The sequence below is a fragment of the Tsukamurella conjunctivitidis genome (genome assembly GCF_007858475.1).
GTDB classification, from domain to species: domain Bacteria; phylum Actinomycetota; class Actinomycetes; order Mycobacteriales; family Mycobacteriaceae; genus Tsukamurella; species Tsukamurella conjunctivitidis.
This window is the reverse complement of record NZ_VIGX01000001.1, coordinates 471,705-497,368: the sequence shown is the minus strand read 5'-3', so window position 1 is coordinate 497,368 and position 25,664 is coordinate 471,705. Positions and strand designations below refer to the sequence as shown.

Sequence of the window (25,664 nt, the reverse complement as noted above, 5' to 3'; positions counted from 1 at the left end):
GCCGCAGGCGCCTAGTCCCCGTGGATGATCCGATCGGCGTGGACCGCCGTCGCCTCGATGAGGACGGCGTTGCGCTGATCCGAGCCGTCGGCCCGCGCGCGGGCATCCTCGGGATCACGGCCGAAGCGCATGTGCCGCGCGATGAGCCGTTCGCGCCGCAGTCCGGGATCGATGCGCAGGAACCAGACCTCGTCGAGCGCCGCCCGCGCGCGGGGCCAGGCGCCGCTGTCCGCCAGGAGGTAGTTGCCCTCCGTGACCACCAGCGGCACGTCCGGCCCCACCTCGATGGCGCCGGCGATCGACGCCTCGAGCCCGCGGTCGAAGCATGGGGCGTAGACGGTGCCGCCGGCCGCCCGCAGCCGGTGCAGCAGTTCGGCGTAGCCCGCGTCGTCGAAGGTGTCGATGGCGCCCTTGCGCTCCCAGCTCCCGTGCCGGCGCAGGACGGCGTCGTCGAGGTGGAAGCCGTCCATCGGCACCAGCACCGCGTCGGCGCCGAGGGCCTCGACCAGCCGCTCCGCGAGCGTCGACTTGCCCGATGCGGGCGCACCCGCGATGCCGAGCAGCGCGCGGCCGGGTCGATCCACCAGTTCCCGTGCGCGACCGAGCAGTTCGTCCATCACAGCGTCGCCAGCCACGCCCTCACCCCCGGATACCGGCACTTCGCGGAGGCGTGTTCCGCCGCGAAGCGCAGTGCGTCGGCGACCGCGTCGCCCCGCGCGATCGCGAAGGCGTACGCGCCGTGCAGCACGTCGCCGGCCCCGAGCGTATCGAGCACCGGTACGGCGGGCACCTCGACGGTCCCCTCGTCCCCGCGATCGCGGTAGCGGATCGGCCGTGGGCCGTCGGTGACGGCGAAGACCGGCGGCCGCGGCACCCCGTCGGGCAGCGCGAAGTCCGCGGAGCAGACGGCGTGCGCCGCGAGCGGGAGGAGCTCGGCGAAGACGGGCCGCCAGCGCCCGGCGTCGAGGATCACGGGCACGCCCGCGGCCGCGGCACTGCGGATCGCGGACCGCGCGGCGGCGGGGCCGTGCCCGTCGAGGAGCGCCACGTCGAAGCCCTCCGCGTGGATCGGTGGGACGGTGTCGGGGTATCCGGAACCGTCGAACGAGACCACCTGCCGGTCGCCCGACGGGGCGTGGACCGTGACGGCGGAGACGGGCGGCGCGAAGCCCGGCTGCGCCAGGTCGATGACCTCCACCCCGCAGGTGGCGAGATCCTCGTGCACGAGCCGGCCGAGGGCACCGTCGCCCACCGGCGAGGCGAGCACTGCACGCCCGCCGAGCGCGGCGAAGACCGCGGCGGCGTTGAGCGCCGGACCGCCCCCGGCGACGTCCTGCCGCACCGCGGTGACCTTCCCGTTGCGCGGCGGCGACTCGTCGACACGGGAGAGCACGTCGACGGTGGCGAGCCCGACGAACAGGCCGCGCGGCACGCCCTCACGCCCGCTACGGCCCACCGGCCGCTTCCTCGTCGGTGGGTTCCAGGGCGCCCGTCATCAGCGCCACCACCTCGGACATGCTGCGCTGCTCCGGGTCCACGACGGCGGCGCGACGGCCGAGCCGGTGCACGTGGATGCGGTCGGCGACCTCGAAGACATGGGGCATGTCGTGACTGATGAGAATCACGGGCGTACCGCGGTCACGGATCTGCCGGATGAGGTCGATCACCTGGCCGGACTCGCGGACCCCGAGGGCGGCGGTGGGCTCGTCCATGATGATGACCCTCTTGCCGAACGCCGCCGCGCGTACCACCGCGACCCCCTGTCGCTGGCCGCCCGAGAGGGTCTCGACGGCCTGCGTCGGCGACGTGATGCCGATCTTGAGCTCCGCGAGGTGGCCCGCCGCGGCGTCGCGCATCGCCCGCCGGTCGAGCTGGCGGAACACCGAGCCGAGCACTCCCGGCTTGCGGATCTCGCGGCCGAGGTAGACGTTGGCCGCGATGTCCAGGGCCGGGATCACGGCGAGGTCCTGGTAGACGGTCTCGATGCCCGCGTTGCGCGCGTCCAGGGTGCTGCGGAAGTGGACCGGCGCACCGTCGAGCAGGATCTCGCCCTCGCTCGGGACGAGCGCGCCCGAGAGGGCCTTGATCAGACTCGACTTGCCGGCGCCGTTGTCGCCGATCACCGCGAGCACCTCGCCGGCGCGCAGTTCGAAGTCGGCCCCCGCGATGGCCCGGACCTGCCCGTAGTTCTTCACCAGGCCGCGGGCCTGCAGGACCGGCGTGCGATCGGCGGTGGTCATTGCAGCCTCCTGCGCGAGATCTGGTCCAGCGTCACGGCGGCGATCACGAGGACGCCGGTCGCGATGTTCTGGTACAGGTTGTCGATCCCCACCAGGGTGAGGCCGTTGCGCAGCACGCCGACGATGAGCGCGCCGACCAGCGTGCCCAGCACCGAGCCGCGGCCGCCGAACAGGCTGGTGCCGCCGATGACGACCGCCGTGATGGTGTCGAGGTTGGCGGTCTGGAAGGCATTGGGGTCCGCCGTGGGGATGCGTCCGAGCGCGGCCCACGCCGCGATCACCGCGATCAGCCCGGACACCAGGTACACGCCGAACACGGTCTTGGTCGTCTTGATGCCCGCCAGCGATGCCGAGACCGGGTTGCCGCCCACGGCGTAGACGTGCCGCCCGGTCGCGGTGCGGTTGAGCACGTACCAGGCGGCCGCGTACACCACGAGCAGGACGAGCAGGCCCAGCGTGAGCGGGAACCCCGCCACGTCGAACCCCTTGCCCAGCAGGGTGAGCGGTCCGTCCGACACGCGGTAGGTCTGCGACCCCGCGTACAGCTGGGTCGCGGCCGCGACGATGGTGAACATGCCGAGCGTGACGATGAACGGCGGCAGCTTCACCAGCGTCACGAGCGCGCCGTTGACCGCGCCGATGAGAAGGCAGACGCCGAGCGCGGCGACCATCGCCAGGACGGGATCGGTACCCGCGACCCGCGCCAGGACCACGGTGCCGAGCACGCACGTCGCGCCGATGGACAGGTCGATGCCCGCGGTGAGGATGATCAGGGACTGCGCGACCGCGAGGATCCCGATCACCATGGACTGCTGGAGGATCAGCGAGATGTTGTAGCCCGTCGCGAATTGCGGCGTGAGGATGAAGAAGACGACGCAGGCCACGACGAGCGCCGCGAGCGGGCCGGCCAGCGGCTCCCGCAGGAGCCGCTGGAAGGTCAGTGCCGACACCCGTCAGCCCCAGCAGTTCTGCGCGCCCCAGGCGGTGTCCTTGGACTCGACGCCGGCGACGGGCTTGTCGGTCACCAGCTGCGAGCCGGTGTTGTGGAAGCCGGTGGGCTTGGTGCCGTCCTTGGCGAAGGCGACGACGGCGTCCACGCCCTCCTCTGCCATCTTGCCGGGGAACTGCAGGACGGTCGCGCCGATCACGCCCTTCTTGACGTTGTCGACGCCGGTGCAGCTGCCGTCGACGGAGCCGATGGCCAGTTGCGCGGCCTTGCCGGCCTTCTTCGCCGCCTCGTAGCCGCCGGCCGCCGCGGGCTCGTTGATCGTGTACAGCGCGTTGGCGTCCGGGACGCGCTGGAGCAGGTTCTCCATCGCGGTCTGCGCCTTGGTCTGGTCGCCGTTGGTGTTCTCCTTGCCCGCCACCTCGGGCGCGTTCTCGGCGAGGCCGATCCCGTCGAGGAAGCCCTGGTGGCGGAATTCGGAGACGGTGCTGCCGGCGGTCCCGTCCAGCATGAGGAGCTTGGCGGGCCTGCCCGCGAGCGCGCCCTTGACCCACGCGCCCTGGAGGCGGCCGGCCTCCTTATTGTCGGTGGCGAAGGTCGCGTCGACGGCGCTCTCGGGGTCCGTCGCGGTGTCGAGCGCGATCACGACGACGCCCGCGTCGCGGGCCTTCTTGATCGCCGCGAGGATGCCGGTGGACGAGTTCGGGGTGATGAGGATGCCCTTGACGCCCTGGCTGACCAGGTTCTCGATGGCGGCGACCTGGCCCTCGTTGTCGCCGTCGAACTTGCCGGCGAGCGCGACCAGGTTCGCACCCTTCGCCTCGGCCTGCTTCTTCGCGGCCTCGCGGATCTTGACGAAGAAGGGGTTCGTATCGGTCTTCGTGATCAGGCCGACCTTGATGTCGCCCGACGTACCGCCGTCGCGGTTGCAGGCGGCCACCGAGGTGAGGCTGACCGTGAGGGCGCAGCACACCGCCGCGATGCGCAGGCTCTTCCGATTCGACATGGGGGCTCCGTTCGACTGTGTTGTGGGTCACACGACTCCGCGTGAGTGCGACCGTATACCCGCTGTTGAAAGCCCCGCAAGGGTTTGCGCAAACGCTTGCGCGCCCGTTTCGACCACGGGCACACTGGGCGGATGGGGAACATGGCCGACGTCGCCGCCGCTGCCGGCGTGTCGATCAGCACCGTCTCCCACGTGATCAACGGGACACGGCGCGTGGACCCCCGCACCCGGGACGCGGTGCTCGCGGCGATCGAGTCCACCGGCTACCGGCGCAATGCCTTGGCCGCCGCGCTCGCCACCTCCCGGTCCGGTGTCCTGGCGCTGAGTATCGCGGCCGGCCGCAACCCCTATTTCGGCCCGCTCATGCGGGCGATCGAGTCCCGCGCCAGCGAGCTCGGCTACACGCTGATGATGGGCGACTCCCACGACGACACCGACATCGAACACCGGCTCGTCGGCTCTCTCCTCGACCGGCGCGTGGACGGCCTGATCATGGCCCCCGCGCCGGGTTCCGAGCTGCGGACCATCCCGACCGTCCAGGCGGCGGGGACCCCGCTGGTGCTCATCGACCGGCTCTCCCCCGCCGACGTCGACCAGGTGGCCTCGGAGGGGGCCGAGCCGGTCGTCCGGCTGACCGCCCACCTCGCGGAGCTCGGGCACCGGCGCATCGGCGTCCTCACCGGCCGGCCGGGCATCCAGTCCACCGAGGAACGCACCGAGGGATTCGTCCGCGCCATGGCCGCCGCGGGCCTGCGCGCCGCACCCCGGCACGTGCGCTGCGGGGATTCACGCGCCGACGAGGCGCACGCGCAGACCCTGTCGATGTTCCGCGCGCGGGCGCCGCACCCCACCGGGCTGGTGGTACTCAACAACGAGATGACGGTCGGCGCGATGCGCGCCCTCCGGGAGCTGGACCTGCGGGTTCCCGACGACGTCGCGCTCGTCGCCTACGACGACTTCGAGTGGTCGGACCTGTTCTCCCCGGGACTCACGGCGGCCGCGCAGAACGTCGAGGCCATCGGGCGGCGGTGCGTCGATCTGCTCGTCGAACGGATCGACGGATTCGACGGTGCGCGGCGGGTCGAGAGATTGCCCACAGCCTTCCATCACCGGGACTCGTGCGGTTGCGAGCGGCCGCACGCCGGGGGTTAGTATCGAGCCATGGTCATCTTCTTCGAGATCCTCATGGCGGTCGCCTCGGTCGCGATCTTCGCGTTCGCGATCTTCGTGATGTACCGCGTCCTCACCGACGGTCAGTAGGCCGCCCGTGAGCGACGAGGCCACCCCCGACGCCTCCGCCGGCACCGGCCAGGAGGCCCTGGACGCGGCGATCGAGCGCGCCGAGACCACCTCGTCACGCAACATCTCGAACCTTCCCGGACTGCCGCTCGCCGACGACACGGCGAACCTGCGGCAGGGGCCGGACCTGCACTCGGGCCTGCTCGGCCTGCTCCCCCTCGTCGGCGTCTGGCGCGGCGAGGGCGAGGGCCACGACGAGTCCGGCGACTACCACTTCGGCCAGCAGATCGTCGTGAGCCACGACGGCCAGAACTTCCTCTCCTGGGAAGCCCGGTCGTGGAAGCTCGACGACAAGGGCGAGTTCTCCGAGCCCGACCTCCGCGAGGCCGGCTTCTGGCGCATCGGCGAGGACGACGAGATCGAGTTCGTCGTCACCCACGCCAGCGGCATCGTCGAGCTGTACTACGGCAAGCCCGTCTCCCAGACCGCGTGGGAGCTCGAGGCCGACGTGGTGATCCGCTCCAAGACCTCACCCCTGGCCGGCGCCGCGAAGCGCCTGTACGGCCTCGTCGAGCAGGGCGGCGCACTCGCCTACGTCGAGGAGCGCGTCGACGCCGACGGCGAGCTCATCCCGCGGCTCAGCGCCAAGCTCAACCGCTACGCCGGATAGCCGCCCCCACGCACGCGGTCCCGTCGGGCCGGCGCGGGCGGATTCCGCCGACTACGCACAGCACTCCGACTCGGCCGCTGCTGCGGTGAGACCACCCTCACATCCTCCTCGGATGGCGGAACGCTCGTCCCCGGGCTTACGATTTGCCAACCTTGGTTGAACAACAACTCCGGTTGTTGATATCGCACACGAATCATCGTGCCGGCCTCGGCAACTCCTCTGCCAGTCCTCGAACACCTGGGGCCGCTCACATGACGCTGACATCGAACTCGATCCGCAGTGGCGCGCTGACGTCGCTTCTCGCCGTCGCGACCGTGGTGGGGGTGGCCGGCGCCCACCTGGCCGTGCCGCCCAGCGCCGAGCGGGCCGCGCCGAGCGTCGAATACGTGCTCACTGCGGGTGACCCGACCGGGGATCCCGCAGGAGACAGCGGGCCGGAGGTCGCCTCTCCCGGCGATCCCACCACGGACCCGACCGGATCATCCACGAACGCGGTGGACCCCACCGCACCGAGCGGAGCCGGCGGGCACGAGGGCACGCCGACCGATGCACCCCCGACGAACCCGACCGGATCAGCGGATCCCACCAGTGCGACCGAGACGGGTTCGAGCGCGGCCGGTGCGACCGCCGTCGCACCGACGACCGAATCACCCACGCCGAAGACCGAGTCGCCCGCGCCGAGCGCACCGACGTCGCCCGCAACCGCGAGCGACGCTCCCACGACGGGCCCCGCTCCCGCCACAACGCCCGTGCCGACCGCTCCCTCCCCGCCCACCGCGTCGCCGACCGCTCCGGGACCGGACTCCGCGGCGCCGTCGACGCCGGTCAGCACCTCGGAGCCCGCGGCCCCCACCACCGACCTCGCGCCGAGGACGGTGGGGGCCGCGTCGGTCGCCGCCCCCGCCGCCAGCCCCTTCGTCCAGTTCGCCCGGGCCATCGGAGGCTCCCTCGGCGGTGGGATCGGGACCGGCGCCGGCGGCCTCGTCGGCGTGATCGGAGGAGCGGACTTCGCCACGCCCGCGAGAACGCTCGGAGCATCGATCGGTTCCACCATCGCCGCAGTGGCGGCCGGAGCAGCGGAGGGCACCGTCGGTGAACTGCTCGGGTGGAGCCACGGCATCGACCTCATCGGCGGAGGAGTCGCCGTCGCCGGAGCAGCGGTGCACGGCGCGGCCACCGAGCTGGCGCGCAGCCTGCCCGGCGTCGGCACCGCGGTCCTGACCTCGGCCGAGCAGGTGCTCGGCCCCCTGACCAGAACCGTCGCCGCCACCACGGGCACGGCCGTGGGCGCGGCGATCGGGACCTCCCTGGCGGCGATCGCCTCGGCCGCCGCCACCGCCACCGGCATCGGCATCGTCGCGGTGCCCTTCCTCGCCGCGGGGCTCCCCTACGCGGGCGCTCGCATCGGAGGCTCGATCGGCGGCATCGTCGGCGACGTGATCGGCGACGGCGTGACCGGCGGATTCCGGGCGGCGGCAGCAGGCAACGGTGTCGGCGGGATCATCGGTGGCGGAATCGATTCCGCGGTCACAGGAACTCCACTGCTCGCGGCCCTGCGGTCGAGCATCGAGGCGGGCGTCTCCGGCGCGGGCCAGGCCGGGCCCGCCGGCGCAGTCGTCGGTGCTGCCTCGCAGTTCCCCTCGTTGGGCGCTGCGATCGGCGAGCTGATCGCCACGGTCGGCGCATCGCCCTTCGACGTCCCGGGCCTGCCCCGGATCGTCGGACCGACGGCGGAGGTGCTCGGTCGCGCCATCGGCGGCGGCGTCGGCGGCGCGGCGAACCTCGCGGTCAGCTCGATCGGCGGGCTGATCGGCGTCACCCTGGCGAAGGCGGCGTGATGCGCGTCGCCCTCGCCGCGGTCCTCGCGCTCGGTGCTCTGCTCGGTTCCGCCGGATGCTCCGGCGACCGGACCGAGGGCCCCGCGGCGGCTTCGTCGTCGGTGATCGCCGACATGACGCTCGATCAGTACCTCAAATCGCACGGGGTCGGCGTGACGGCGCAGACGTCGGCCGACCTGAAGGGAGTTCGGATCGCGGTCCAGCAGCCGCCGAACTGGTTCGTCGACAGCGCCTTCCAGCTCCCCAACACGTTCGCCGTGATCGCGAACACCCGGGCCGTCGACGGGGGCTTCGCACCCAATGCCACGGTGATCGTGCATCGACTGGTGGGCGACTTCGACGCCGCGGAGGCCGTCCGGCGCGGACCCGTGGACACCACGCGGCTCCCCGGATTCCGGCAGGACTTCGTGCAGGTCGGCGAGTACGACGGCGCACCGTCGTCCACGATCACCGGCACCTACGACGACAAGGGACTGCGCCTGAGCGTGTCCTCGAAGTACATCCTGTGGTCCGGCAACGGGCAGCGGCTCGCGGTCCAGCTCATGGTGACCACCACGGCGAAGCAGGCGGCGGACCTGCGGGGGGATGTGCGGACTCTCGACGACGGCCTGAAGATCAGCGCGGCCTAGCAGACGCAACAGGCCCCGGGTGCGTGAACATCACGCGCTCCCGGGGCCTGCCGTATTCCAGGTGGGCGACCGCCGTCAGGCGGCGGCCACCTCCTCAGTCCTGAAATTCACCATTTCTCGGACCACCTCCTTTCGTTGACGTCATCGACGCTACGCCCACCGGAACCCGCCGGCAACGGAATTAATCGGAGAGCGAACACGCAGGTCAGGAGGCGTTCTCCCCGTACCACTGCGCGAACTGCTTCGATGACGCCCAGCGGGAGTAGGTCGGCCCCTGCGGCCAGCCGTCGGGCACGTCCTGCCACTGTTCCTGCCGGCCGTAGGGCAGCACGTCGAGCAGGCCGAAGGTGTAGGACAGCTGCTCCGCTCCCCGGCTGCCGGTCTGCCACACGTGGTAGACGGTGTCGCCGTCGCGGACGAAGGTGTTGTAGGCGAACGCGCCGCCCGGACCGGCGCCCATGTCGGCGCCGAAGCTCGAATCGGCCGAAGAGTACCAGGTCATGGTGTTCCCTACGCGCCTCTTGTAGGCCAGGATCTCGTCCATCGGTCCGTTGGTGATGACCACCATCCGCGCGTCCCAGTTCCCGAGGAACTCGGTGCGCGCGTACTGCGCTGTGACGCCGGTGCAGCCGGGGCACTGCCACTCGTTCCCGTCGGTCCACATGTGGTGATAGGTGATGAGCTGGGAGTGCCCGTCGAAGACCTCGGCGAGGGTGACGGTGCTGCCGTCCTCCGCGACGAGACGGTACTCGGGCAGTTCCACGGCGGGGAGGCGCCGGCGCTGCGCCGCGATCGCGTCCAGCTCGCGCGTGGCGGCCTTCTCGCGGATCCGCAGTGCCTCCACCTCCTTCTGCCAGGTCTCGCGGTCGACGACGGGCGGTACTGCGGTCATGATGGATTCCTCTCTCGGGGTGGATGTCTCGGTCGGGTGCATCGACGATCAGGGCCGGAAGCGCGTCTGGGCGAAGTGCTCGCCGCGGGCGAAGGACAGGATCTTGGCCGGGCGGACCCGGAAGACGGGCAGCGACGCGGCGTCCGGGTTGGGCGCGAGCCCGTCGGAGCGGTGCCGGAAGCCCTCGTCGTCGACGTCGTAGGGCCAGTCCAGCTTCGCCTGCCACATGCGGGCGAGGACCTCGAGCTCCGCGCGATCGGTGCAGCGCTCGGCGCGCCCCTCGACGGTGACGTCGAGGCCGCGGAGGTACTCGTTGCTCCCGGTGGTGAGCACGCAGCGCGGCTCGCGCACCAGGTTCCGCGCCTTCTGCTCCTCCCAGCCGGTCACGAAGTACAGCACGCCGCCCCACCACACGGCGGGCAGCGGGCACACGTGCGGACGACCGTCGGCGCGAACCGTGCTCAGCCAGAACATGCCCGCGTCGCGCAGCACCTCGTCCACCTCCGACCACGGCGTGGCGACGGCGCCCGGGCTGCTGAACCCGGGGTGCAGGACGGGCTCGGGCATCGTGCTGGTGGTCATCGCAGCCTCCTCGGCATGTTCACAGCGTCCACATCTGTTATGTTCACACCGTACACTTGAGAGACGGGGGACACAAGGGCATGGCGTACCACCACGGCGACCTCCCGCAGGCGCTCGTCGACGCGGGCCTGGAGGTCACCCGCGCCGGCGGACCGTCGGCACTCACCATCCGTGAGGTCACCCGCCGCGTGGGGGTCAGCCCGAACGCTGCGTACCGGCACTTCCCCGACCGGCTCGCGCTGCTGCGGGCCGTGAGCTCCGCCATCGAGCAGCGCATGGCCGACGCCATGCCCGTTCATCCCGACCAGGGCCCCGTCGAGCGGCTGCGCGCCGTCGGCCTCGGCTACATCGCGTTCGCGCTGGCGGAGCCCGGGTGGTTCTCGGTCTGCTTCTTCGGCGACGAGGTGCCGGACCCGGAATCGCTGTCCGCGATCCCGCCGTACGTCGCGCTGTCGGAGTCGCTGGACCTGCTGGTGCACGCGGGCCTGCTCCGCCCCGACGCCCGACGGTCCGCGACCTGGTCCTGTTGGGCGATGGTGCACGGCTTCGCGGAGATGGCGCTGCGGGGCCCGCTGCACCACCTCCCCGGCGATCAGCAGTGGCCGCTCGCGGAGGCCGCGGTCGACGCCGCGATCGCGGGAATCCTGCGCGACTGGGCCGACGGGAGCACGATGGAGCCATGACCGACTCCCCCGTGTGGCTGGTGACCGGCGCGTCCAAGGGCATCGGCCTGGAGGTGGTGAAGGCGGCGCTCGCGAGCGGCGCTCGCGTCGCGGCCACCACCCGCAGCCCCGACAAGCTCACCGCCGAACTCGACGACCCGCACCTCCTGGCGCTGCCGATGCAGGTGACCGACGAGGCGGACGTGCACGGCGCCGTCGCGCGCGTCGAGGCGGAACTCGGCCGCATCGATGTGCTCGTCAACAACGCGGGCTACTCGCTGCTCGGCGCGGTCGAGGAGGTCTCCCTCGAGGACGTGCGGGCCAACTTCGACGTCAACGTCTTCGGCGTCCTCACCGTCACCCGGGCCGTGCTGCCGGGCATGCGCGCGCGCCGATCCGGCCGGATCCTCAACCTGGCGTCGATCTCCGCACGCGTCACCGGCCCCGCGCAGGGGATCTACAGTGCCTCCAAGGCCGCGGTCCTCCTGCTCACCGAGGCCCTCGACGCCGAGATCGCGCCGCTCGGGCTGCACGCGGTCGCCATCTGCCCCGGCGGCGTCCGCACGGACTTCCTCGACGCCTCGTCGAGCCGCCGGCCGGCCACGACGATCGACGACTACGCCTCCGTCGCGGGCACGCTCGCGGCGCTCGACCGCCTCAACCACAACCAGGGCGGCGACCCCGCGCTCCTGGCCCGGGCGCTCGTCACCATCGCGGCGATGCCCGAGCCGCCCACGCGGATGTACCTGGGCGCGGACGCCCTGCACGCGATCCTGCGCACGACCGACGCGGAGCGCGCCGACGCCGAGCGCTACGCCGACCTGAGCCGGTCCATCTCCCACTGACGCACCCCGGCGGGCGGTTCCGCGTGCCCGGCCACGACGACGGTGCGCCCGGGGAACAGCCCTGCGGGGTCGAGGATCTCGGCGAGCAGCCGGACGGCGTCCCGCTCGTCGAGGTGCTCGGTCGGCTCGTCCAACAGGACCACCGCCGCCGGACTCAGCAGCGCCCGCGCCAGCAGGAGCCGTCGCCGCTGCCCGCCCGAGAGCGAATCGGCGCCGTCCTCGAGCGGGGTCCGCACCCCGTCGGGCAGCGCATCGATCCAGTCCCCCAGTCCGACGCGGCGCAGCGCCGCCTCGATCTCGGCGTCCGTCGCGGTGCCGCGCGCCACGCGGCAGTTCTCGGCCACCGTCGTGGCGAAGACGTGCGCGGCCTCGCCGAAGAAACCGACGGACGCGGGCAGGTCGGCGCAGTCACGCGCGGGCACGCCGTCGACGAGGACCTCGCCGCCGCGGTCGTCGAGCCCCGCGAGCGCCAGGAGCAGCGTCGTCTTCCCGGCCCCGGAGGCGCCGCGCACGGCGAGCCGGTCGCCGGGTTCGAGCACCAGGTCGCCCAGTTCGAGCCGCGGATGCGGGGCCACCGGCGCGACACCGGAGGGCACCGCGGGAAGGGTGAGCAGCGGCGCGATCCGGCCCGCGGCGTCGGCGGAGCGCACGTACTGGCGCGCCGCATCGGGAAGCACGGAGACGGCCTCGAAGGCACTGAGCGGGAGCAGGATCAGGATCCCGAGCGTGGTCGCGGCCGCCGAATCGATCCGCGCGACGGCGACCAGCAGCGCGGCGATCACCGCGACACCGATGGCGAGCGGGATCGCGGCGTCCGCGAGCGCGCCGGTGCGGGCGGCGCGGTCGACGGCGGACCGTCGGGCGTCCTCGGCGCGGACGGCGCGGGCCCGCACCTCGTCCAGCCGGCCCGCGACCGCGAGTTCCCCGCCGTGATCGAGCACGGCCGAGGCCGCGGCGCCGAAGGCCTCGCTCTCGGCGGCCTCCGCGGCCGCGCGGTCGCGGGTGGCGCGGGCGGTGAGCCACGGCGCGGCGAGCCCCGCGAGCAGCAGGCACGCCCCGAGCGCGAGCCCGGCGCGCGGATCGAGGAACCACATCCAGCCGGTGGCCGCCACCGACACTGTCGCCGCGACCGTCGCGGGGATCACGGTGCGCACCAGCGCATCGCCGACCGCGTCGACGTCCGATCCGGTCCGCGCGAGGAGCTCCCCGTCACCGAGCCGCACCGACTCCGCGGGCGCGGCACGGGCGAGCCGCAGGTACAGGGCGGCGCGCAGTTCGGTGAGTCCGCGCAGCGCGATGCGGTGGCTCGCGAGCCGCTCGACGTAGCGCATGAGGCCGCGGGTGATGCCGAGCCCGCGCACCGAGGTCACGGCGAGCGACAGCGCCAGCACGGGCGGCATGGTCCAGGCCTTGGTGATGAGCCACGCCGAGAGGCCCGCCAGCGCGAGCGCGCTGGCGGCGGTCAGCACTCCGGCGACGACGGCGGCGAGCGCGGCGAGGGGCCGGGTGCGCATGGCCCGGAGGCAGATCACCAGGTCACGCACGCGCCACCTCCAACACGTCGTCGGCGGCGGCCAGTGTCTGCGGGTCGTGCGCCGCGATCACCACGGTCGCGCCGGCATCTGCGCGGGCGCGCAGCGCCGCGAGCACACGGGCGGCCGAGTCGTCATCGAGGTGCGCGGTCGGCTCGTCGAAGAGCAGCACCGACCGGCCGAGCGCCAGGGTGCGGGCCAGCGCGAGCCGCTGCCGCTGACCGGCCGAGAGGCCGGCGCCGCCGGTGCCCACCGGGCGGTCCCAGCCGCCCTCGGCGACCACCGCGTCGAGGCCCGTCGCGGTCAGCACGTCGGGCACGGAATCCGGCGGCGGGGCGCCCAGCAGCGTGAAATTGTGTGCGAGCGTGCCCGGTTCGAGGTAGGGGTGCTGTGGACACCACGCCACGTGCGCCCACCAATCCGGGCCGCCGGCGAGCGGCGCACCGTCGACCGAGACGCTGCCCGCGTCCGGCACGGCGAGCCCGGCCAGCACGGTCAGGAGCGTGGACTTGCCGCCGCCGTTGGGGCCCGTGACCGCGGTGAGCCGGCCCGGCCGGAAGGTCCCGTCGAAGCCCGACGGTGCCGCACCGTCCCGCCCCTCGACGGTGACGCCGCGCGCGACGAGGACGCCGGGCCGCGCAGTCCCTGCGGACGGTGCCGGCGCGGGCGCGTCGAGCAGTGCGAAGACCCGTGCGGTGGCCTCGATCCCCTGCTCGGCGGCGTGGAAGCCGGCCCCGACGGCGCGCAACGGCCGGTAGACCTCGGGGGCGAGGATCAGCGCGAAAACACCCGCGAACAGGGTCATGTCGCCGTAGACGAGCCGCAGCCCGATGCTCACCGCGACCAGCGCGACGCACAGGGTGGCGAGCAGTTCCAGGGCGAACGAGGAGAGGAAGGCGATCCGGAGCGCACCCATCGTCTCGGTCTCGTTGCGCGCGCCGAGCTCGCGCACCGTCCGCTCCGGGCCGCGCTCGCGCCCCAGCGCCCGCAGCGTGGGCAGGCCGGCGACCAGGTCCAGCAGCCGCGCCGAGAGCCGCGACATGGCCTCCAGGCGGCGCCGGGTGCGATCCCGGGTGAGCAGCCCGATGAGCACCATGAAGATCGGCAGCAGGGGCAGGGTGCCGAGCGCGATGGCGCCGGAGACCCAGTCCGCGAGGAACATCGCGAGGATCAGGACCGGCGTCGCGATGGCGCTCAGTGCCAGCGCGGGGACGTACCCCGTGAGGTAGGGCGGCAGTTCGTCGAGGCCGCGGGTGAGCGCGGTGCGCAGTTCCTCCCGGTCGACGGGGGTGCGTCCGGGCCCGACGGCATCCAGTGCTGCGGAGCGCAGTTCGGAGACGACTCGGTCGGCGGCGCGCCGCTCGATCCGGGCGCGCAGATGGCTCACCGCGACCCGCACCACCACCGCGCCGACGGTCACCGCGAACGGCGCCGTCACGTCCCCGTTCCCGGCGACGAGGCGGGCGAGGGCGGTCGCGAGGGCGAAGGCCAGCGCGATCACCGCGGCGGTCTCGAGGACGCCGCAGGCGACCACGGTGACCATCAACCCGCGGGAGCTCCGGGCGTACCGCAGCAGCCGCGGGTCCACGGGCGCGCTGGTGTCAGGCACGAGGGCTGAGGCCGATCGACGGCGGGATCTGCGCGACCGAGATCCGCGTGCGGAAGACCCAGTAGGTCCACGCCTGGTAGATCATCACCAGCGGCAGCAGCACGATCGTGCACCAGGACATCACGACCAGCGTGTAGTGCGAGGACGCCGCGGCCTCGATCGTGATCGACCGCGCGGGGTCGGTCGCGTTCAGCACGTTCGGGAACAGCGCACCGAAGAGCAGCACGCTCACCGCGATCACCGCCAGCGAGGTCGACAGGAACGCCGCCAGCTCGCGTCCGGCGCGGATCAGCAGGCCCGCCGCCAGCAGCGCGGCGGCGGCCAGCGCCACCATCGCCCAGGTCCACGGCTTGCCGTGCTCGAGCTGCGTCCAGAGGGCGAAGGCCCCGCCGATCACGGTGACGGGCAGCCACATCCGGAAGGCGAGCCTCCGGGCGTCCGCCCGGACGTCACCGTCGGACTTGAGCGCGACGAAGATCGCGCCGTGCAGCAGGAACAGGCCCAGGGTCGCGATCCCGCCGAGCAGCCCGAACGGGTTGAGCAGGTCCCAGACCTCGCTGGTCATACCGCCCCGTTCGTCGAGATCGACGCCGTGCACGATGTTCGCGAAGACCAGGCCCCACGCGAACGCGGGGATCCAGGAGCCGAGGCCGATGCCGACGTCGGCCCAGCCGCGCCACCGCGGCTCGTTGATCTTGCCGCGCCACTCGATCGCGCAGACGCGGGTGATGAGCCCCACCAGGATCGCGAGCAGCACGAGGTAGAAGCCGGAGAAGACCTCGGCGTACCAGACCGGGAAGGCCGCGAACATGGCCGCACCCGCGGTGATCAGCCACACCTCGTTCCCGTCCCAGACGGGGCCGATGGTGTTGAGCAGGACGCGGCGCCGCTCCTCGGCGTCGGGGTGGGAACGCTTGCGGCCCAGGATCGGCATGAGCATGCCGACGCCGAAGTCGAAGCCCTCCAGCACGAAGTAGCCGGTGAACAGGAAGCCGATGGCGAGGAACCAGTAGTCGGGCAGAGTCATGGCGGCCTCCTAGTACGCGAACGAGAGGTGTTCCGACGAGGCCTTGCGGCCCGGTTCCGCGCCCTCGGGGGCGTCGGCGCCGGCGGGCGGATCATCGTCGTCGTGCGGCGGGTCCAGCGGACTGTGCAGGTTCGGCCCCTTGATGACGTACCTCCGGAGCAGGAAGAACCACAGCAGGTACAGGGTGCCGTAGACCGCCGCGAAGGTGACGATGGAGAAGGCCATCATCGTGACCGAGTGACCGGAGACGGCCTGGGCCACCGTGAGCCGGATCGTCTGGTCGCCGTTCGGGTTCGGCACCACGACCCACGGCTGGCGGCCCATCTCGGTGAACACCCAGCCGGAGGTGTTCGCGAGGAAGGGCGTGGGCAGCGCGATGAGGCAGATCCGGCTGAACCACTTCTGGTTCGGCACTCGGCCGCGCCGGGTGACCCACAGGCCCGCGAGCGCCAGCACGCCCGAGCCGATCGACCAGCCCATCATGGCGCGGAACGCCCAGTACGAGACGAACAGGTTGGGGCGGTAGTCGCCGGGGCCGAACTTCTCGACCGCCTCGGCCTGCAACTCGGTGACGCCCTTGAGCGTCGAGTTGGGGTCGCCGTTGGCGAGGAAGGAGGTCACGTACGGCACCTGCAGCACGTGCGTCACCGACTCGCAGTTGTTGTGCGTCCCGATGGTGAGCAGCGAGAAGCTGGCCCCGGTCTCGGTGTGACAGAGCGATTCCGCCGAGGCCATCTTCATCGGTTGCTGCTCGAACATGAGCTTGGCCTGCGCGTCGCCGGTGATGCCGAGTCCCACGGCCGAGACGATCATGACGCCGAGGCCGAACCGGGTGACGGGGCGCATCGACTGCGCCAGCTCGATCGCGTCCGGATCGCCCTTGCGCATGCCGCGCACCATCCACCAGCCGCCGATCGCGGCGACGAAAGTGCCCGCGGTGAGCCAGGCGCCGAAGACCGTGTGCGGGAACGCGGCCAGGGTGGTCGAGTTGGTGAGCACCTCCCAGATGCTCGTGAGCTCGGCGCGGTTCTTCTCCGGGTTGAAGGTGGCTCCCACGGGGTGCTGCATCCAGGAGTTCGCCGCGATGATGAAGAAGGCGGAGGCGTTCACGCCCAGCGCGACCATCCAGATGCAGCCCAGGTGAACGAGTTTGGGCAGCCGCGTCCAGCCGAAGATCCACAGGCCGAGGAAGGTCGACTCCATGAAGAAGGCGACGAGTCCCTCGAGCGCGAGCGGCGCACCGAAGACGTCGCCGACGAACTTGCTGTACTCGCTCCAGGCCATGCCGAACTGGAACTCCTGCACGATGCCGGTGGCGACGCCGAGCGCGAAGTTGATGAGGAAGAGCTTGCCGAAGAAGTTCGTGGCCTTGAGCCACGCCGCCTTCCCCGTCACCAGCCAGATGGTCTGCATCGTGGCGACCATCGGTGCGAGCCCGATCGTCAGCGGCACCAGGATGAAGTGCATCACCGTGGTCATGCCGAACTGCCACCGAGCTATGTCCAATGCGGTCATGCGTGCTCCCTGGGCCGAGGGGTCGGGCAGGCACCGGCGCCGACCCTCCTACTACATTCAGTAGTAATTACTACCGATGGTAGTAGAGATCGCCTCCGATCCCAAGTGGTGAGACACAGCACACGTCGTGGGCCGTGGGCCAACCCGCTGTGTCCACCGTAGGCCCGGGGCGCCGCATCCGCGGGCGAGCGAGGCGGATCCATCGACGCCCCGCGCTCACCCCGCGGTGACCGCGGACCGTCGTTCCGCTCGACGCTGGTGCACGACGCTGGCGGCGACCACGATGACCGCGAGGGCGGTCGACAGTCCGACGGCGCTGCGCTGACTCTCGTCGACGATCATGGCGACGATGACGAAGACGATGAAGGCGATCACGGCGTAGGTGGCCCACGGGAAGAACCACATGCGCAGCGGCGACGGGGTGCTCTCCCGCCGGCGCAGCGCGATCTGGCTGACCGCGATGACGAGGTAGACGAACAGCGCGACGGCACCCGTCGTCGCCAGCAGGTAGCCGAAGAGCTTCTCGGGCAGCACGTAGTTGCCGATCACGGCGAGGAAGCCGAGCAGCATCGACGCCAGGACCGCGACGGCGGGCACTCCCCGCGCGGTGGTGCGCCCCGCGGCGCGCGGCGCGTCCCCGCGCTGCGCGAGCGAGTAGAGCATCCGCGAGGCGGTGTAGAGCGCGCTGTTGAGGCACGACGCGACGGCCACCAGGACCACCACGTCCATGATCCCCGCGGCGGCGGGGATGTTCATGGCCGTGAGGACCGCCTGATACGAGCCCGTCGCCGAGTCCAGCGTGTTCCACGGGACCAGCGCCACCACCACGAAGATCGACCCGATGTAGAACAGGCAGATCCGCCAGACCACCGAGTTGACGGCCTTGGTGATCCCCTTCGCCGGCTCGGGCGACTCCGCCGCGGCGATCGTCACGATCTCCGAGCCCATGAAGGTGAACATCGTGGTGAGCATCGCCGCGATCACCGCCCCGGCGCCGTTCGGCATGAAACCGCCCGTGTCCCACAGGTGGTGCACGCCCGAGACCCCCGAACCGGGCAGCAGCCCGAAGATCGCGAGCGCCCCCAGCACCAGGAAGGCCGCGATGGCCAGGACCTTGATCAGCGCGAACCAGAACTCGAACTCGCCGTAGTTGCCGACGGAGAACAGGTTCGTCACGGTGAGCAGCACCACGACCAGCAGGGCCCACGACCATTGCGGCCCGCCCACCGTCTTCGCCAGGATCACCGCGGCGGCGGTGGCCTCGACGGGGATCACCAGCACCCAGAACAGCCAGTACAGCCACCCGATGCTGCACCCGGCCCAGCGGCCCAGCGCCCGCTCGGCGTAGGTCGAGAAGGAACCTGTGTCGGGGTGGGCGGTCGCCATCTCGCCGAGCATCCGCATCACGAGGATGACGAGCAGGCCGGCCAGTCCGTAGGAGATCAGGACCGCCGGGCCCGCGAGCTTGATCGCGTTGGCCGAGCCCACGAACAGGCCCGCGCCGATCACACCCGCGATCGAGATCATGGTGATGTGCCGGGGTTTGAGGCTGGTACCGAGCTGATCGCGCGCGTCCGTGTCCGTACTCATCCCGCGACGCTATGCCCGTCGCGGCGGAGCCGCAGCCCGTGCCGGGATTGTCCGAAACCGTTAGGGGGTGTTCTCGATCCCCACGTCGATGAGCGAGCGGACCGTCGCATCCATGGGCGCATCGGGCAGGGCGCGGCCGTCGAGCGTGTGCACCCGCGCGCACAGGGTGATCGACGAGACGAGCCACACCCCGTCGTTCATGACCAGATCCACCGGGAAGAGCGGCTCGACCGCGGTGGAGACGCCCTTGTCCTCCGCGGCGTCGAACAGGGCACGCGCCGTGGTGCCGGGCAGGATGCCCTGTTCCGCGGGCGGGGTGACCAGGGTGCGGCCGCGGGCGATCACCACGGTCGCACGGGGCGCCTCGAGGATGCGGCCCTCGCTGGAGGTGAAGATCACGTCGTCGGCGCCCTGCTCCGCGGCGTACCGCGCGGCGGCCATGTTGACCGCGTACGACAGGGTCTTCGCGCCGAGCAGCAGCCACGGCGCATCGGTGCCCAGACCCGTCGAATAGCCCCGATTGAGCGTGATGGCCGAGACGCCCTCGGTCCGCGCCCGCCGCGCCCGTTCGGGCAGCGGCGACACCGTCACGTAGGCGGTGGGGGTGCCGGGCTCCGACTCGCGGCCCCGCGTGTAGACGAGCCGCAGCGCCCCCTCGGCGCTCCCCGCCTCCTCGCCGTAGAGCATCGCGGCGCGCTGCATCGCCGCCCACCAGGCGCCGTCGTTCGGCGCGGGCAGGCCCAGCGCGGCGGCCGAACGGCCCAGCCGGTCGAGGTGCGCCCGCCCCTTGAGCGGCGCGCCGTCGCGCACCAGGACGGTCTCGAAACAGCCGTCGCCGCGGACCGCGCCGAGGTCGTCGGCGTACAGCAGGGGCGCGTCGGGAGCGCGCACGGAACCGTCCAGAGTGACCACCACGGAAGCCATGGCGGCAACAGTATTCGACGCCGCAGAGGGCCGCGCGGGCAGCGGGGTAAGCTCGAGGAGTGTCGACTGAAGAACATTCCACGTCCGGCATCCTGAACCCCGAGGGCACGCCCGACGAGGGCGTGACCTGGCACTACGGGGATCCGTTCGGGGAGCAACGCGCCGCCGAGCGCGGCGCCGCGGTGATCGACCGCTCGCACCGCCGCGTGATCACCCTCACCGGCTCCGAGCGCCTGTCCTGGCTGCACTCGATCACCAGTCAGCACCTCACGCACCTGCCGGACCGGACCGCGACCCAGAACCTCAACCTGGACGGCAGCGGTCGCGTGCTCGACCACTTCCACCTCATCGACGTGGACGGCACGACCTACCTCGACACGGAGCCCGCCGCGCTCGCGCCGAAGGAGGCGCCGCTGAGCCCGGACCTCGCGACCTACCTGCAGCGCATGGTCTTCCGGTCCGACGTGCAGGTGCAGGCGCACGACGACCTCGCGGTGCTGACCGTGATCGGGCCCGAGGCCGAGTCGATCGCCGCCCGGGTGGAGGGCGTCCGCCGCGCCGAGCCCGGCGAGGTGAACCTCATCGTGCCGCGCGACCGGCTGCGCGCGGACATCGACGCCCTCGTCGCCGCGGGCGCGCGCCCCGCCGGCACCTGGGCCTACGAGGCCCGACGGGTCGCCGCCGGCCGCGCTCGGCAGGGCGTCGACACCGACGAGAAGACGATCCCGCACGAGGTGGACTGGATCCGCACCGCCGTGCACCTCGACAAGGGCTGCTACCGCGGGCAGGAGACCATCGCACGGGTGCAGAACCTGGGCCGGCCCCCGCGCCGCCTGGTGCTGCTGCACCTCGACGGTTCCGCCGACGCGCGGCCTGCGACCGGCGACCCCGTGACGCTGGACGGGCGCACCGTCGGGCGGCTCGGCACCGTGGTCGAACACGCCGACTACGGCCCCATCGCCCTCGCGCTGATCAAGCGGTCGATCCCCGACGACGCCGCGCTCGACGCCGGCGGTGCGGCCGCCGCGATCGACACGGAGGTCACCCCCTCCGCGGAGGCCGGGCAACAGGCCGGACGGTCCGCCGTCGACCGGCTGCGCGGCCGGTGACGGCGGGGCGCGTCCTCGCGGTCTGCGTCGTCGCCGAGGAGCGACGGCTCGACCCGCGCAAGCCCGAGCAGCGCACGGCGATCGACAAGCGGCCCGTCGATGGCCCCGTCGACGTGGGACCGCTGGGACCGGCCACCGATCACGTCTGCGACACCCGGCACCACGGCGGCGAGGAGCAGGCGGTGTACGCCTACTCGGAACACGAGGCGCGCCGCTGGGCCCGGGAGCTCGGCCGGGACCTCCCCGCGGGCTGGTTCGGGGAGAACCTCCGCCTGGAGGGCGAGACCACCGACCTCGTGGTCGGAACGCGGCTGCGGGTGGGCGCGACACTCGAGCTGGAGGCGACGATCCCCCGCACCCCGTGCCGCACCTTCGCCCTGTGGTCCGGCGAGGACGACTGGCTGGCCCGGTTCATGGCCCGCGGCGACGCGGGCGCCTACTTCCGCGTGCTCACGCCGGGACCGGTGGCGGCCGGCGACCCGGTGACGCTCACCCACGTCCCGGACCACGGGGCGACCCTGCGGGACCTGTTCCGCGCCACGCGCCCGGACCGGTTGCGTGCGCTGCTCATGGTCGATGACCTGCTGCCGAAGGTCGAACGGGACGCGACGAGGGCCCTCAAACGCGCCGACTGACACCCGGGCGGCAGCACCATCGGCGGGAGCACGCTAAACTGGACGGCAGGAAGAATTACTACACGGAGAAAGGGGCCGCCACCCGCCGGTTGATCCGGTAGCTGGCCGCCCCTTCATTGCGCAAGGGGGTCCCCCATGGGCCGCGGCCGGGCAAAGGCGAAGCAGACCAAGGTTGCACGGGAGCTGAAGTACAGCACCCCGAGTACCGACCTGAAGAGGCTGCAGGACGAGCTGGCGGGTGGCGTGACCGACGAGGCCGACGTTCTCGCCACACACCCCGAATGGAGCGACATCGCGGGCGATCCGTACCGCGAGGATGAGTGGCGCCGCGCCTGACGCGTCGCGTCCTCCCGCTCTCGCGTTCCGCCGTTGGGCACCGTGACCCTGGGTCACGGTGCCTACGGCGTTCCTAGAACTTCGGGTGCGAGCCGCTCAGCACGGCTCCGGTGGAGGCACCGTCGGACTTCTTGATCGTCCCCAGCACCCAGCTGTCGATGTGGCGTGCCGTGAGCACGGCCAGCGCGCGATCGACGTCCTCGGGCGCGACGATCGCGACCATGCCGACGCCCATGTTGAAGGTCTTCTCCATCTCGGCCTGCTCCACCCGGCCGCGCTGGGCGATGAGCGCGAACACGGCCGACGGGCTCCACGTGTTGCGGTCCAGCTCGGCGACGAGTCCGTCCGGGATGACGCGCGCGAGGTTCGCCTCGAGGCCGCCGCCGGTGACGTGGCAGAACGTGCGCACCTGCGTCTCCTGCGCGAGGCGCAGGCAGTCGAGGGCGTAGATGGCGGTGGGCTCGAGCAGCTCCTCGCCCAGCGTGCGGCCGAACTCCTCGACGTAGCCGCCCAGGTCCATGTGGCCCCAGTCCAGCAGCACCTTGCGGGCCAGACTGTAGCCGTTGCTGTGCAGGCCGGAGCTCTTCATGGCGATCACGACGTCGCCGGCGCGCACGTTGTCCGGGCCGAGCACCTCGTCGGCCTCGACGACGCCGACGCCGGTCGCGGACAGGTCGTACTCGCCCTCGGCCATGAGGCCCGGGTGCTCCGCGGTCTCGCCGCCCAGAAGGGCGCAGCCGGCGCGGACGCAGCCCTCGGCGATGCCGCCGACCAGCTCCGCGACGATCTCGGGGACCACCTTGCCGACGGCGATGTAGTCCTGCAGGAACAGCGGCTCGGCACCGGTCACGACGAGATCGTCGACGACCATGGCGACGAGGTCGATGCCCACGGTGTCGTGCTTGCCCAGCGCCTGCGCCACGGCGATCTTGGTGCCGACGCCGTCCGTCGACGCGGCGAGCACCGGCTCCCGGTACTTCTTCAGCGCGAACAGGCCGGCGAAACCGCCGAGGCCACCGAGGACCTCGGGGCGGGTGGCGCGCTTGGCGTGCGGCTTGAACAGCTCGACGGCCCGGTCACCGGCCTCGATGTCGACTCCTGCAGCGGCGTACGAGGCACCCTGCGGCGGGTGGGTGTTGGAATCCGTCACGGATCCATAGGCTACCGGACCGGAGGGCCCCGGGCGTCCGGCGGAGTCGGGGCCCCGCCGGACCGGGCGACTCAGGGACGACGCAACGCGGAGGCGTTGTCGTTCTCGGCCTGCAGCGGGTCGCCCTGCGAGCCGGCCTTGAGCATGTTCTCCAGGACCGCCTTACCCATCGACGTCGACTCGGGCAGCGGGATGGGGTACACGCCGTCGAAGCAGGCCCGGCACATGGACTCGCCGGCGTGCTCGGTGGCCGCGGTCATCTCGTCGAGCGAGATGTAGCCCAGCGAGTCGGCGCCGATCGCGGCGCGGACCGACTCGACCATGGCCTCCACCGAGTCGGCACCGCCGCCGTTGGCGATGAGCTCGGCCGGGGAGGCGAAGTCGATGCCGTAGAAGCACGGCCACTTCACCGGCGACGAGGCGATGCGCACGTGGATCTCCGCGGCGCCGGCCTCCCGCAGCATCCGGATCAGCGCGCGCTGCGTGTTGCCGCGCACGATCGAGTCGTCGACCACGACGAGCCGCTTGCCGCGGATCACCTCGCGCAGCGGATTGAGCTTGAGCCGGATGCCCAGCTGGCGGATCGTCTGACTGGGCTGGATGAAGGTGCGGCCCACATAGGCGTTCTTCATCAGGCCCTGGCCGTACGGGATGCCCGACTCCTGCGCGTAGCCGACCGCCGCGGGGGTGCCCGACTCGGGCACCGGGATCACCAGGTCGCCGACCGCCGGGTGCTCGCGGGCGAGGCGGCGACCGATGTCGACGCGGGTCGAGTGCACCGACCGGCCGTGGATCACGGAGTCGGGGCGGGCCAGGTAGACGTACTCGAAGATGCAGGTCTTCGGGGTGGGCTCGGCGAACCGGGTGGAGCGCACGCCGTCCTCGTCGATGGCGAGCAGCTCGCCCGGCTCGATGTCGCGCACGAAGGAGGCGCCCACGATGTCGAATGCGGCGGTCTCGGACGCGACGACCCAGCCGCGATCCAGGCGGCCCAGCGACAGCGGGCGCACGCCGTGCGGATCGCGCGCGGCGTACAGCGTGTGCTCGTCCATGAAGGTGAGGCAGAACGCGCCCTTCACGGTGGGCAGCAGCTCCATGGCGGCCTGCTCCAGCGTCCGGTCGGCGGCGGCGTGCGCGAGCAACGCGGTGAGGATGTCGGAGTCGGAGGTGGCGATGTTGTCGCGGCGGCCGCCCGCCACGCCCAGTTCGGCCGCCCGCTCCGCGAGCTCGGCGGTATTGACCAGGTTGCCGTTGTGGCCGAGGGCCACGCCGTTGCCCGCGCTGGTGGTCCGGAAGATCGGCTGGCTGTTCTCCCAGGTGGTGGAGCCGGTGGTCGAGTAGCGGCAGTGGCCGATCGCGACGTGGCCCGGCATCGAGCTCAGCGTCTGCTCGTCGAAGACCTGGCTGACCAGGCCGAGGTCCTTGAAGACCAGCACCTGCTGACCGTCGCCGACCGCGATGCCGGCGGCCTCCTGGCCGCGGTGCTGCAGGGCGTAGAGGCCGTAGTAGGAGAGCTTGGCGACGTCCTCCCCGGTGGCCCAGACGCCGAAGACGCCGCATTCCTCCCGGGGCTCCTGCTCCTCGCCCTCGGCGAGCGGGGCGGTGGTGTTGACGACGCTGAGCGGAAGCTGCTGCACGGCTGACTCCTGGGGCTGGGGGCGTGGCCTGATCCGATTGTAAGACCGATCCTCCAGCGGGAACGAATCGCCGAGTATGTTTCTTCCGGGAGTGACGGGAGGCACTGACCTCCATCGGAGTCGGGGGAAGCACCATGATCGGATCATCGCGACGACGGCGGGCCTCGCTCGCCGCGGCCCTCGCCGTCGTCGGAGGGGCCGCGACGGGATGCGCCACGACGGTCGCCGGCAGCCCCGTGGCCGACGGGGCCGCGGTCACCAGCACACCGACGTTCTCCGTCGGCCCGAGCGTGCCCCTCGATCCACCGTCGAACGGGGCACCGAACCTGGCCCAGCTCGCGGGCACTTGGACGGGCACGTACCTGTGCCTCCAGGGCGAGACCGCGCTGACGCTGGCGCTGGTCGACCCCGCCGCCGGCCCGTCCCGGTTCGACTTCTCCGCGACGGCGACCAATCCCGGCGTGCCGAACGGCTCGTACTCGGTGACCCTCGCGCTCGACGGCGCCGACCTCGTCATCGCGCCGGTGGCCTGGATCAACCGGCCCGGGATCTACGAGATGGTGGGCCTGCGGGTGACCGGCCCGATCAACTCCGCCACGACCGTCCTCAGCGGCACCGTCTCGTACCAGGGCTGCTCGACGTTCGAGGTGCGCAGGCAGGCGGCGCACTGATGGCGAAGACAGTCGACCCGGCGGAGATGCGGGCCGCGGTGCTCGCGGTCCGGGAGTGGATCACCGACGATTACGCCCCCGCTCCCCCGCGCGCCGCGATCGCCGCCGCCGTCCGCTCGACGGCCCGCACGCTGGCGCAGGACGCGCCGGGCGGGTCCGTCGAGGTGCGGGTGCCGCCGTTCGTCGCCGTGCAGTGCATCGAGGGGCTCCGACACACGCGCGGGACGCCCCCGAACGTGGTGGAGTGCGCACCCCGCGTGTGGCTGCGGCTCGCGACGGGCCTGGTGACCGTCGACGAGGCGACGGAAGCCGCCGACCTCGCGGCCAGCGGCTCCCGTGCGGGCGAGATCGCCCGGTATCTGCCGATCCTGCGGCTGTGA

General features: G+C 72.1%; 27 protein-coding genes. 11 read left to right on the top strand and 16 right to left on the bottom strand.

All coding sequences use genetic code 11. The features are described from left to right. Window positions 1-11: 11 nt before the first annotated feature. Genes FK530_RS02335 through FK530_RS02315 form a run of 5 tightly spaced genes read right to left on the bottom strand, consistent with a single transcriptional unit; the run spans window position 12 to window position 4,192 of the window. Entirely contained in the window at window positions 12-617 is a 606-nt protein-coding gene (locus FK530_RS02335) for a nucleoside/nucleotide kinase family protein (protein WP_146485632.1), read from the bottom strand. Then, window positions 617-1,456, bottom strand: coding sequence for a PfkB family carbohydrate kinase (locus tag FK530_RS02330; RefSeq protein WP_146485357.1), 840 nt, complete (start codon window positions 1,454-1,456; stop codon window positions 617-619). The genes FK530_RS02335 and FK530_RS02330 overlap by 1 nt, the downstream gene beginning before the upstream one ends. Then, a complete protein-coding gene (locus FK530_RS02325; RefSeq protein WP_146485356.1) occupies window positions 1,446-2,240 on the bottom strand; it encodes an ATP-binding cassette domain-containing protein in 795 nt (264 codons plus the stop codon). The genes FK530_RS02330 and FK530_RS02325 overlap by 11 nt, the downstream gene beginning before the upstream one ends. Continuing rightward, window positions 2,237-3,190, bottom strand: coding sequence for an ABC transporter permease (locus FK530_RS02320; RefSeq protein ID WP_146485355.1), 954 nt, complete (start codon window positions 3,188-3,190; stop codon window positions 2,237-2,239). Before FK530_RS02320 ends, FK530_RS02325 begins: the two co-directional genes overlap by 4 nt. A gap of 3 nt (window positions 3,191-3,193) precedes the next feature. Beyond that, window positions 3,194-4,192: a substrate-binding domain-containing protein gene (locus tag FK530_RS02315; RefSeq protein WP_146485354.1), complete on the bottom strand. Its 999-nt coding sequence runs from the start codon at window positions 4,190-4,192 to the stop codon at window positions 3,194-3,196. A gap of 132 nt (window positions 4,193-4,324) precedes the next feature. On the opposite strand from FK530_RS02315, the gene FK530_RS02310 reads away from it, so the two are divergent. Continuing rightward, entirely contained in the window at window positions 4,325-5,344 is a 1,020-nt protein-coding gene (locus FK530_RS02310; RefSeq protein ID WP_146485353.1) for a LacI family DNA-binding transcriptional regulator, read from the top strand. A gap of 115 nt (window positions 5,345-5,459) precedes the next feature. Further along, window positions 5,460-6,101 (top strand): heme-binding beta-barrel domain-containing protein, encoded by a 642-nt coding sequence (locus FK530_RS02305; RefSeq protein WP_146485352.1) that lies wholly within the window; start codon window positions 5,460-5,462, stop codon window positions 6,099-6,101. Between the two features lie 247 nt (window positions 6,102-6,348). Here the strand turns inward: FK530_RS02305 and FK530_RS26540 are convergent, their stop codons facing one another. Continuing rightward, complete coding sequence (locus FK530_RS26540) at window positions 6,349-7,038, bottom strand: hypothetical protein (protein WP_231706465.1); 690 nt, start codon at window positions 7,036-7,038, stop codon at window positions 6,349-6,351. Window positions 7,039-7,162: 124 nt separating this feature from the next. Here FK530_RS26540 and FK530_RS26535 point away from each other — a divergent pair, with 124 nt between their 5' ends. Next, the gene (locus FK530_RS26535) at window positions 7,163-7,939 is read left to right on the top strand and encodes a hypothetical protein (protein ID WP_231706464.1); all 777 of its coding nucleotides are present in this window, start codon (window positions 7,163-7,165) and stop codon (window positions 7,937-7,939) included. Then, window positions 7,939-8,568, top strand: a complete 630-nt coding sequence (locus FK530_RS02295) for an LpqN/LpqT family lipoprotein (protein ID WP_146485351.1) — start codon at window positions 7,939-7,941, stop codon at window positions 8,566-8,568. Before FK530_RS26535 ends, FK530_RS02295 begins: the two co-directional genes overlap by 1 nt. A gap of 205 nt (window positions 8,569-8,773) precedes the next feature. Here FK530_RS02295 and FK530_RS02290 read toward each other — a convergent pair whose 3' ends face one another. Both FK530_RS02290 and FK530_RS02285 read right to left on the bottom strand, forming a co-directional pair. Further along, on the bottom strand, window positions 8,774-9,460 hold the full coding sequence (locus FK530_RS02290; protein WP_146485350.1) for a DUF899 family protein: 687 nt from the start codon (window positions 9,458-9,460) through the stop codon (window positions 8,774-8,776). Window positions 9,461-9,508: 48 nt separating this feature from the next. Continuing rightward, window positions 9,509-10,042 carry a pyridoxamine 5'-phosphate oxidase family protein gene (locus FK530_RS02285; RefSeq protein ID WP_146485349.1) on the bottom strand — a complete coding sequence of 178 codons (534 nt, stop codon included), beginning with the start codon at window positions 10,040-10,042 and terminating at the stop codon, window positions 9,509-9,511. 56 nt (window positions 10,043-10,098) lie between these two features. Between FK530_RS02285 and FK530_RS02280 the strand changes: the two genes are divergently transcribed. Continuing rightward, window positions 10,099-10,725 (top strand): TetR/AcrR family transcriptional regulator, encoded by a 627-nt coding sequence (locus FK530_RS02280; RefSeq protein ID WP_231706463.1) that lies wholly within the window; start codon window positions 10,099-10,101, stop codon window positions 10,723-10,725. Then, window positions 10,722-11,549 (top strand): SDR family NAD(P)-dependent oxidoreductase, encoded by an 828-nt coding sequence (locus tag FK530_RS02275; protein WP_146485347.1) that lies wholly within the window; start codon window positions 10,722-10,724, stop codon window positions 11,547-11,549. The genes FK530_RS02280 and FK530_RS02275 overlap by 4 nt, the downstream gene beginning before the upstream one ends. Here the strand turns inward: FK530_RS02275 and cydC are convergent. From cydC to FK530_RS02245, 6 genes are all read right to left on the bottom strand, one after another. Continuing rightward, window positions 11,516-13,093 (bottom strand): thiol reductant ABC exporter subunit CydC, encoded by a 1,578-nt coding sequence (gene cydC / locus FK530_RS02270; RefSeq protein WP_231706462.1) that lies wholly within the window; start codon window positions 13,091-13,093, stop codon window positions 11,516-11,518. The genes FK530_RS02275 and cydC overlap by 34 nt on opposite strands. After that, the gene (gene cydD / locus FK530_RS02265; protein ID WP_231706461.1) at window positions 13,086-14,690 is read right to left on the bottom strand and encodes a thiol reductant ABC exporter subunit CydD; all 1,605 of its coding nucleotides are present in this window, start codon (window positions 14,688-14,690) and stop codon (window positions 13,086-13,088) included. The genes cydC and cydD overlap by 8 nt, the downstream gene beginning before the upstream one ends. Then, window positions 14,683-15,717: a cytochrome d ubiquinol oxidase subunit II gene (cydB, locus tag FK530_RS02260; RefSeq protein WP_146485346.1), complete on the bottom strand. Its 1,035-nt coding sequence runs from the start codon at window positions 15,715-15,717 to the stop codon at window positions 14,683-14,685. The genes cydD and cydB overlap by 8 nt, the downstream gene beginning before the upstream one ends. Before the next feature lie 9 nt (window positions 15,718-15,726). Then, window positions 15,727-17,232 carry a cytochrome ubiquinol oxidase subunit I gene (locus FK530_RS02255; protein ID WP_146485345.1) on the bottom strand — a complete coding sequence of 502 codons (1,506 nt, stop codon included), beginning with the start codon at window positions 17,230-17,232 and terminating at the stop codon, window positions 15,727-15,729. A gap of 216 nt (window positions 17,233-17,448) precedes the next feature. After that, the gene (locus tag FK530_RS02250; RefSeq protein WP_146485344.1) at window positions 17,449-18,822 is read right to left on the bottom strand and encodes an amino acid permease; all 1,374 of its coding nucleotides are present in this window, start codon (window positions 18,820-18,822) and stop codon (window positions 17,449-17,451) included. 60 nt (window positions 18,823-18,882) lie between these two features. After that, on the bottom strand, window positions 18,883-19,746 hold the full coding sequence (locus tag FK530_RS02245) for an aminodeoxychorismate lyase (protein WP_146485343.1): 864 nt from the start codon (window positions 19,744-19,746) through the stop codon (window positions 18,883-18,885). Window positions 19,747-19,805: 59 nt separating this feature from the next. Here FK530_RS02245 and ygfZ point away from each other — a divergent pair, with 59 nt between their 5' ends. From ygfZ to FK530_RS02230, 3 genes are all read left to right on the top strand, one after another. Further along, a complete protein-coding gene (gene ygfZ / locus FK530_RS02240) occupies window positions 19,806-20,855 on the top strand; it encodes a CAF17-like 4Fe-4S cluster assembly/insertion protein YgfZ (RefSeq protein ID WP_146485342.1) in 1,050 nt (349 codons plus the stop codon). Continuing rightward, window positions 20,852-21,490 (top strand): MOSC domain-containing protein, encoded by a 639-nt coding sequence (locus tag FK530_RS02235; RefSeq protein ID WP_146485341.1) that lies wholly within the window; start codon window positions 20,852-20,854, stop codon window positions 21,488-21,490. Before ygfZ ends, FK530_RS02235 begins: the two co-directional genes overlap by 4 nt. A gap of 135 nt (window positions 21,491-21,625) precedes the next feature. Continuing rightward, window positions 21,626-21,826, top strand: a complete 201-nt coding sequence (locus tag FK530_RS02230) for a DUF3073 domain-containing protein (RefSeq protein WP_068533291.1) — start codon at window positions 21,626-21,628, stop codon at window positions 21,824-21,826. Between the two features lie 73 nt (window positions 21,827-21,899). Here the strand turns inward: FK530_RS02230 and purM are convergent, their stop codons facing one another. Both purM and purF read right to left on the bottom strand, forming a co-directional pair. Beyond that, window positions 21,900-22,976: a phosphoribosylformylglycinamidine cyclo-ligase gene (gene purM, locus FK530_RS02225; RefSeq protein ID WP_146485340.1), complete on the bottom strand. Its 1,077-nt coding sequence runs from the start codon at window positions 22,974-22,976 to the stop codon at window positions 21,900-21,902. 71 nt (window positions 22,977-23,047) lie between these two features. Next, complete coding sequence (gene purF, locus FK530_RS02220; protein WP_146485339.1) at window positions 23,048-24,613, bottom strand: amidophosphoribosyltransferase; 1,566 nt, start codon at window positions 24,611-24,613, stop codon at window positions 23,048-23,050. A 134-nt stretch (window positions 24,614-24,747) separates the two neighbouring features. Here purF and FK530_RS02215 point away from each other — a divergent pair, with 134 nt between their 5' ends. Further along, window positions 24,748-25,284: a hypothetical protein gene (locus FK530_RS02215; RefSeq protein ID WP_146485338.1), complete on the top strand. Its 537-nt coding sequence runs from the start codon at window positions 24,748-24,750 to the stop codon at window positions 25,282-25,284. Next, a complete protein-coding gene (locus tag FK530_RS02210; RefSeq protein ID WP_146485337.1) occupies window positions 25,284-25,664 on the top strand; it encodes a sterol carrier family protein in 381 nt (126 codons plus the stop codon). The genes FK530_RS02215 and FK530_RS02210 overlap by 1 nt, the downstream gene beginning before the upstream one ends.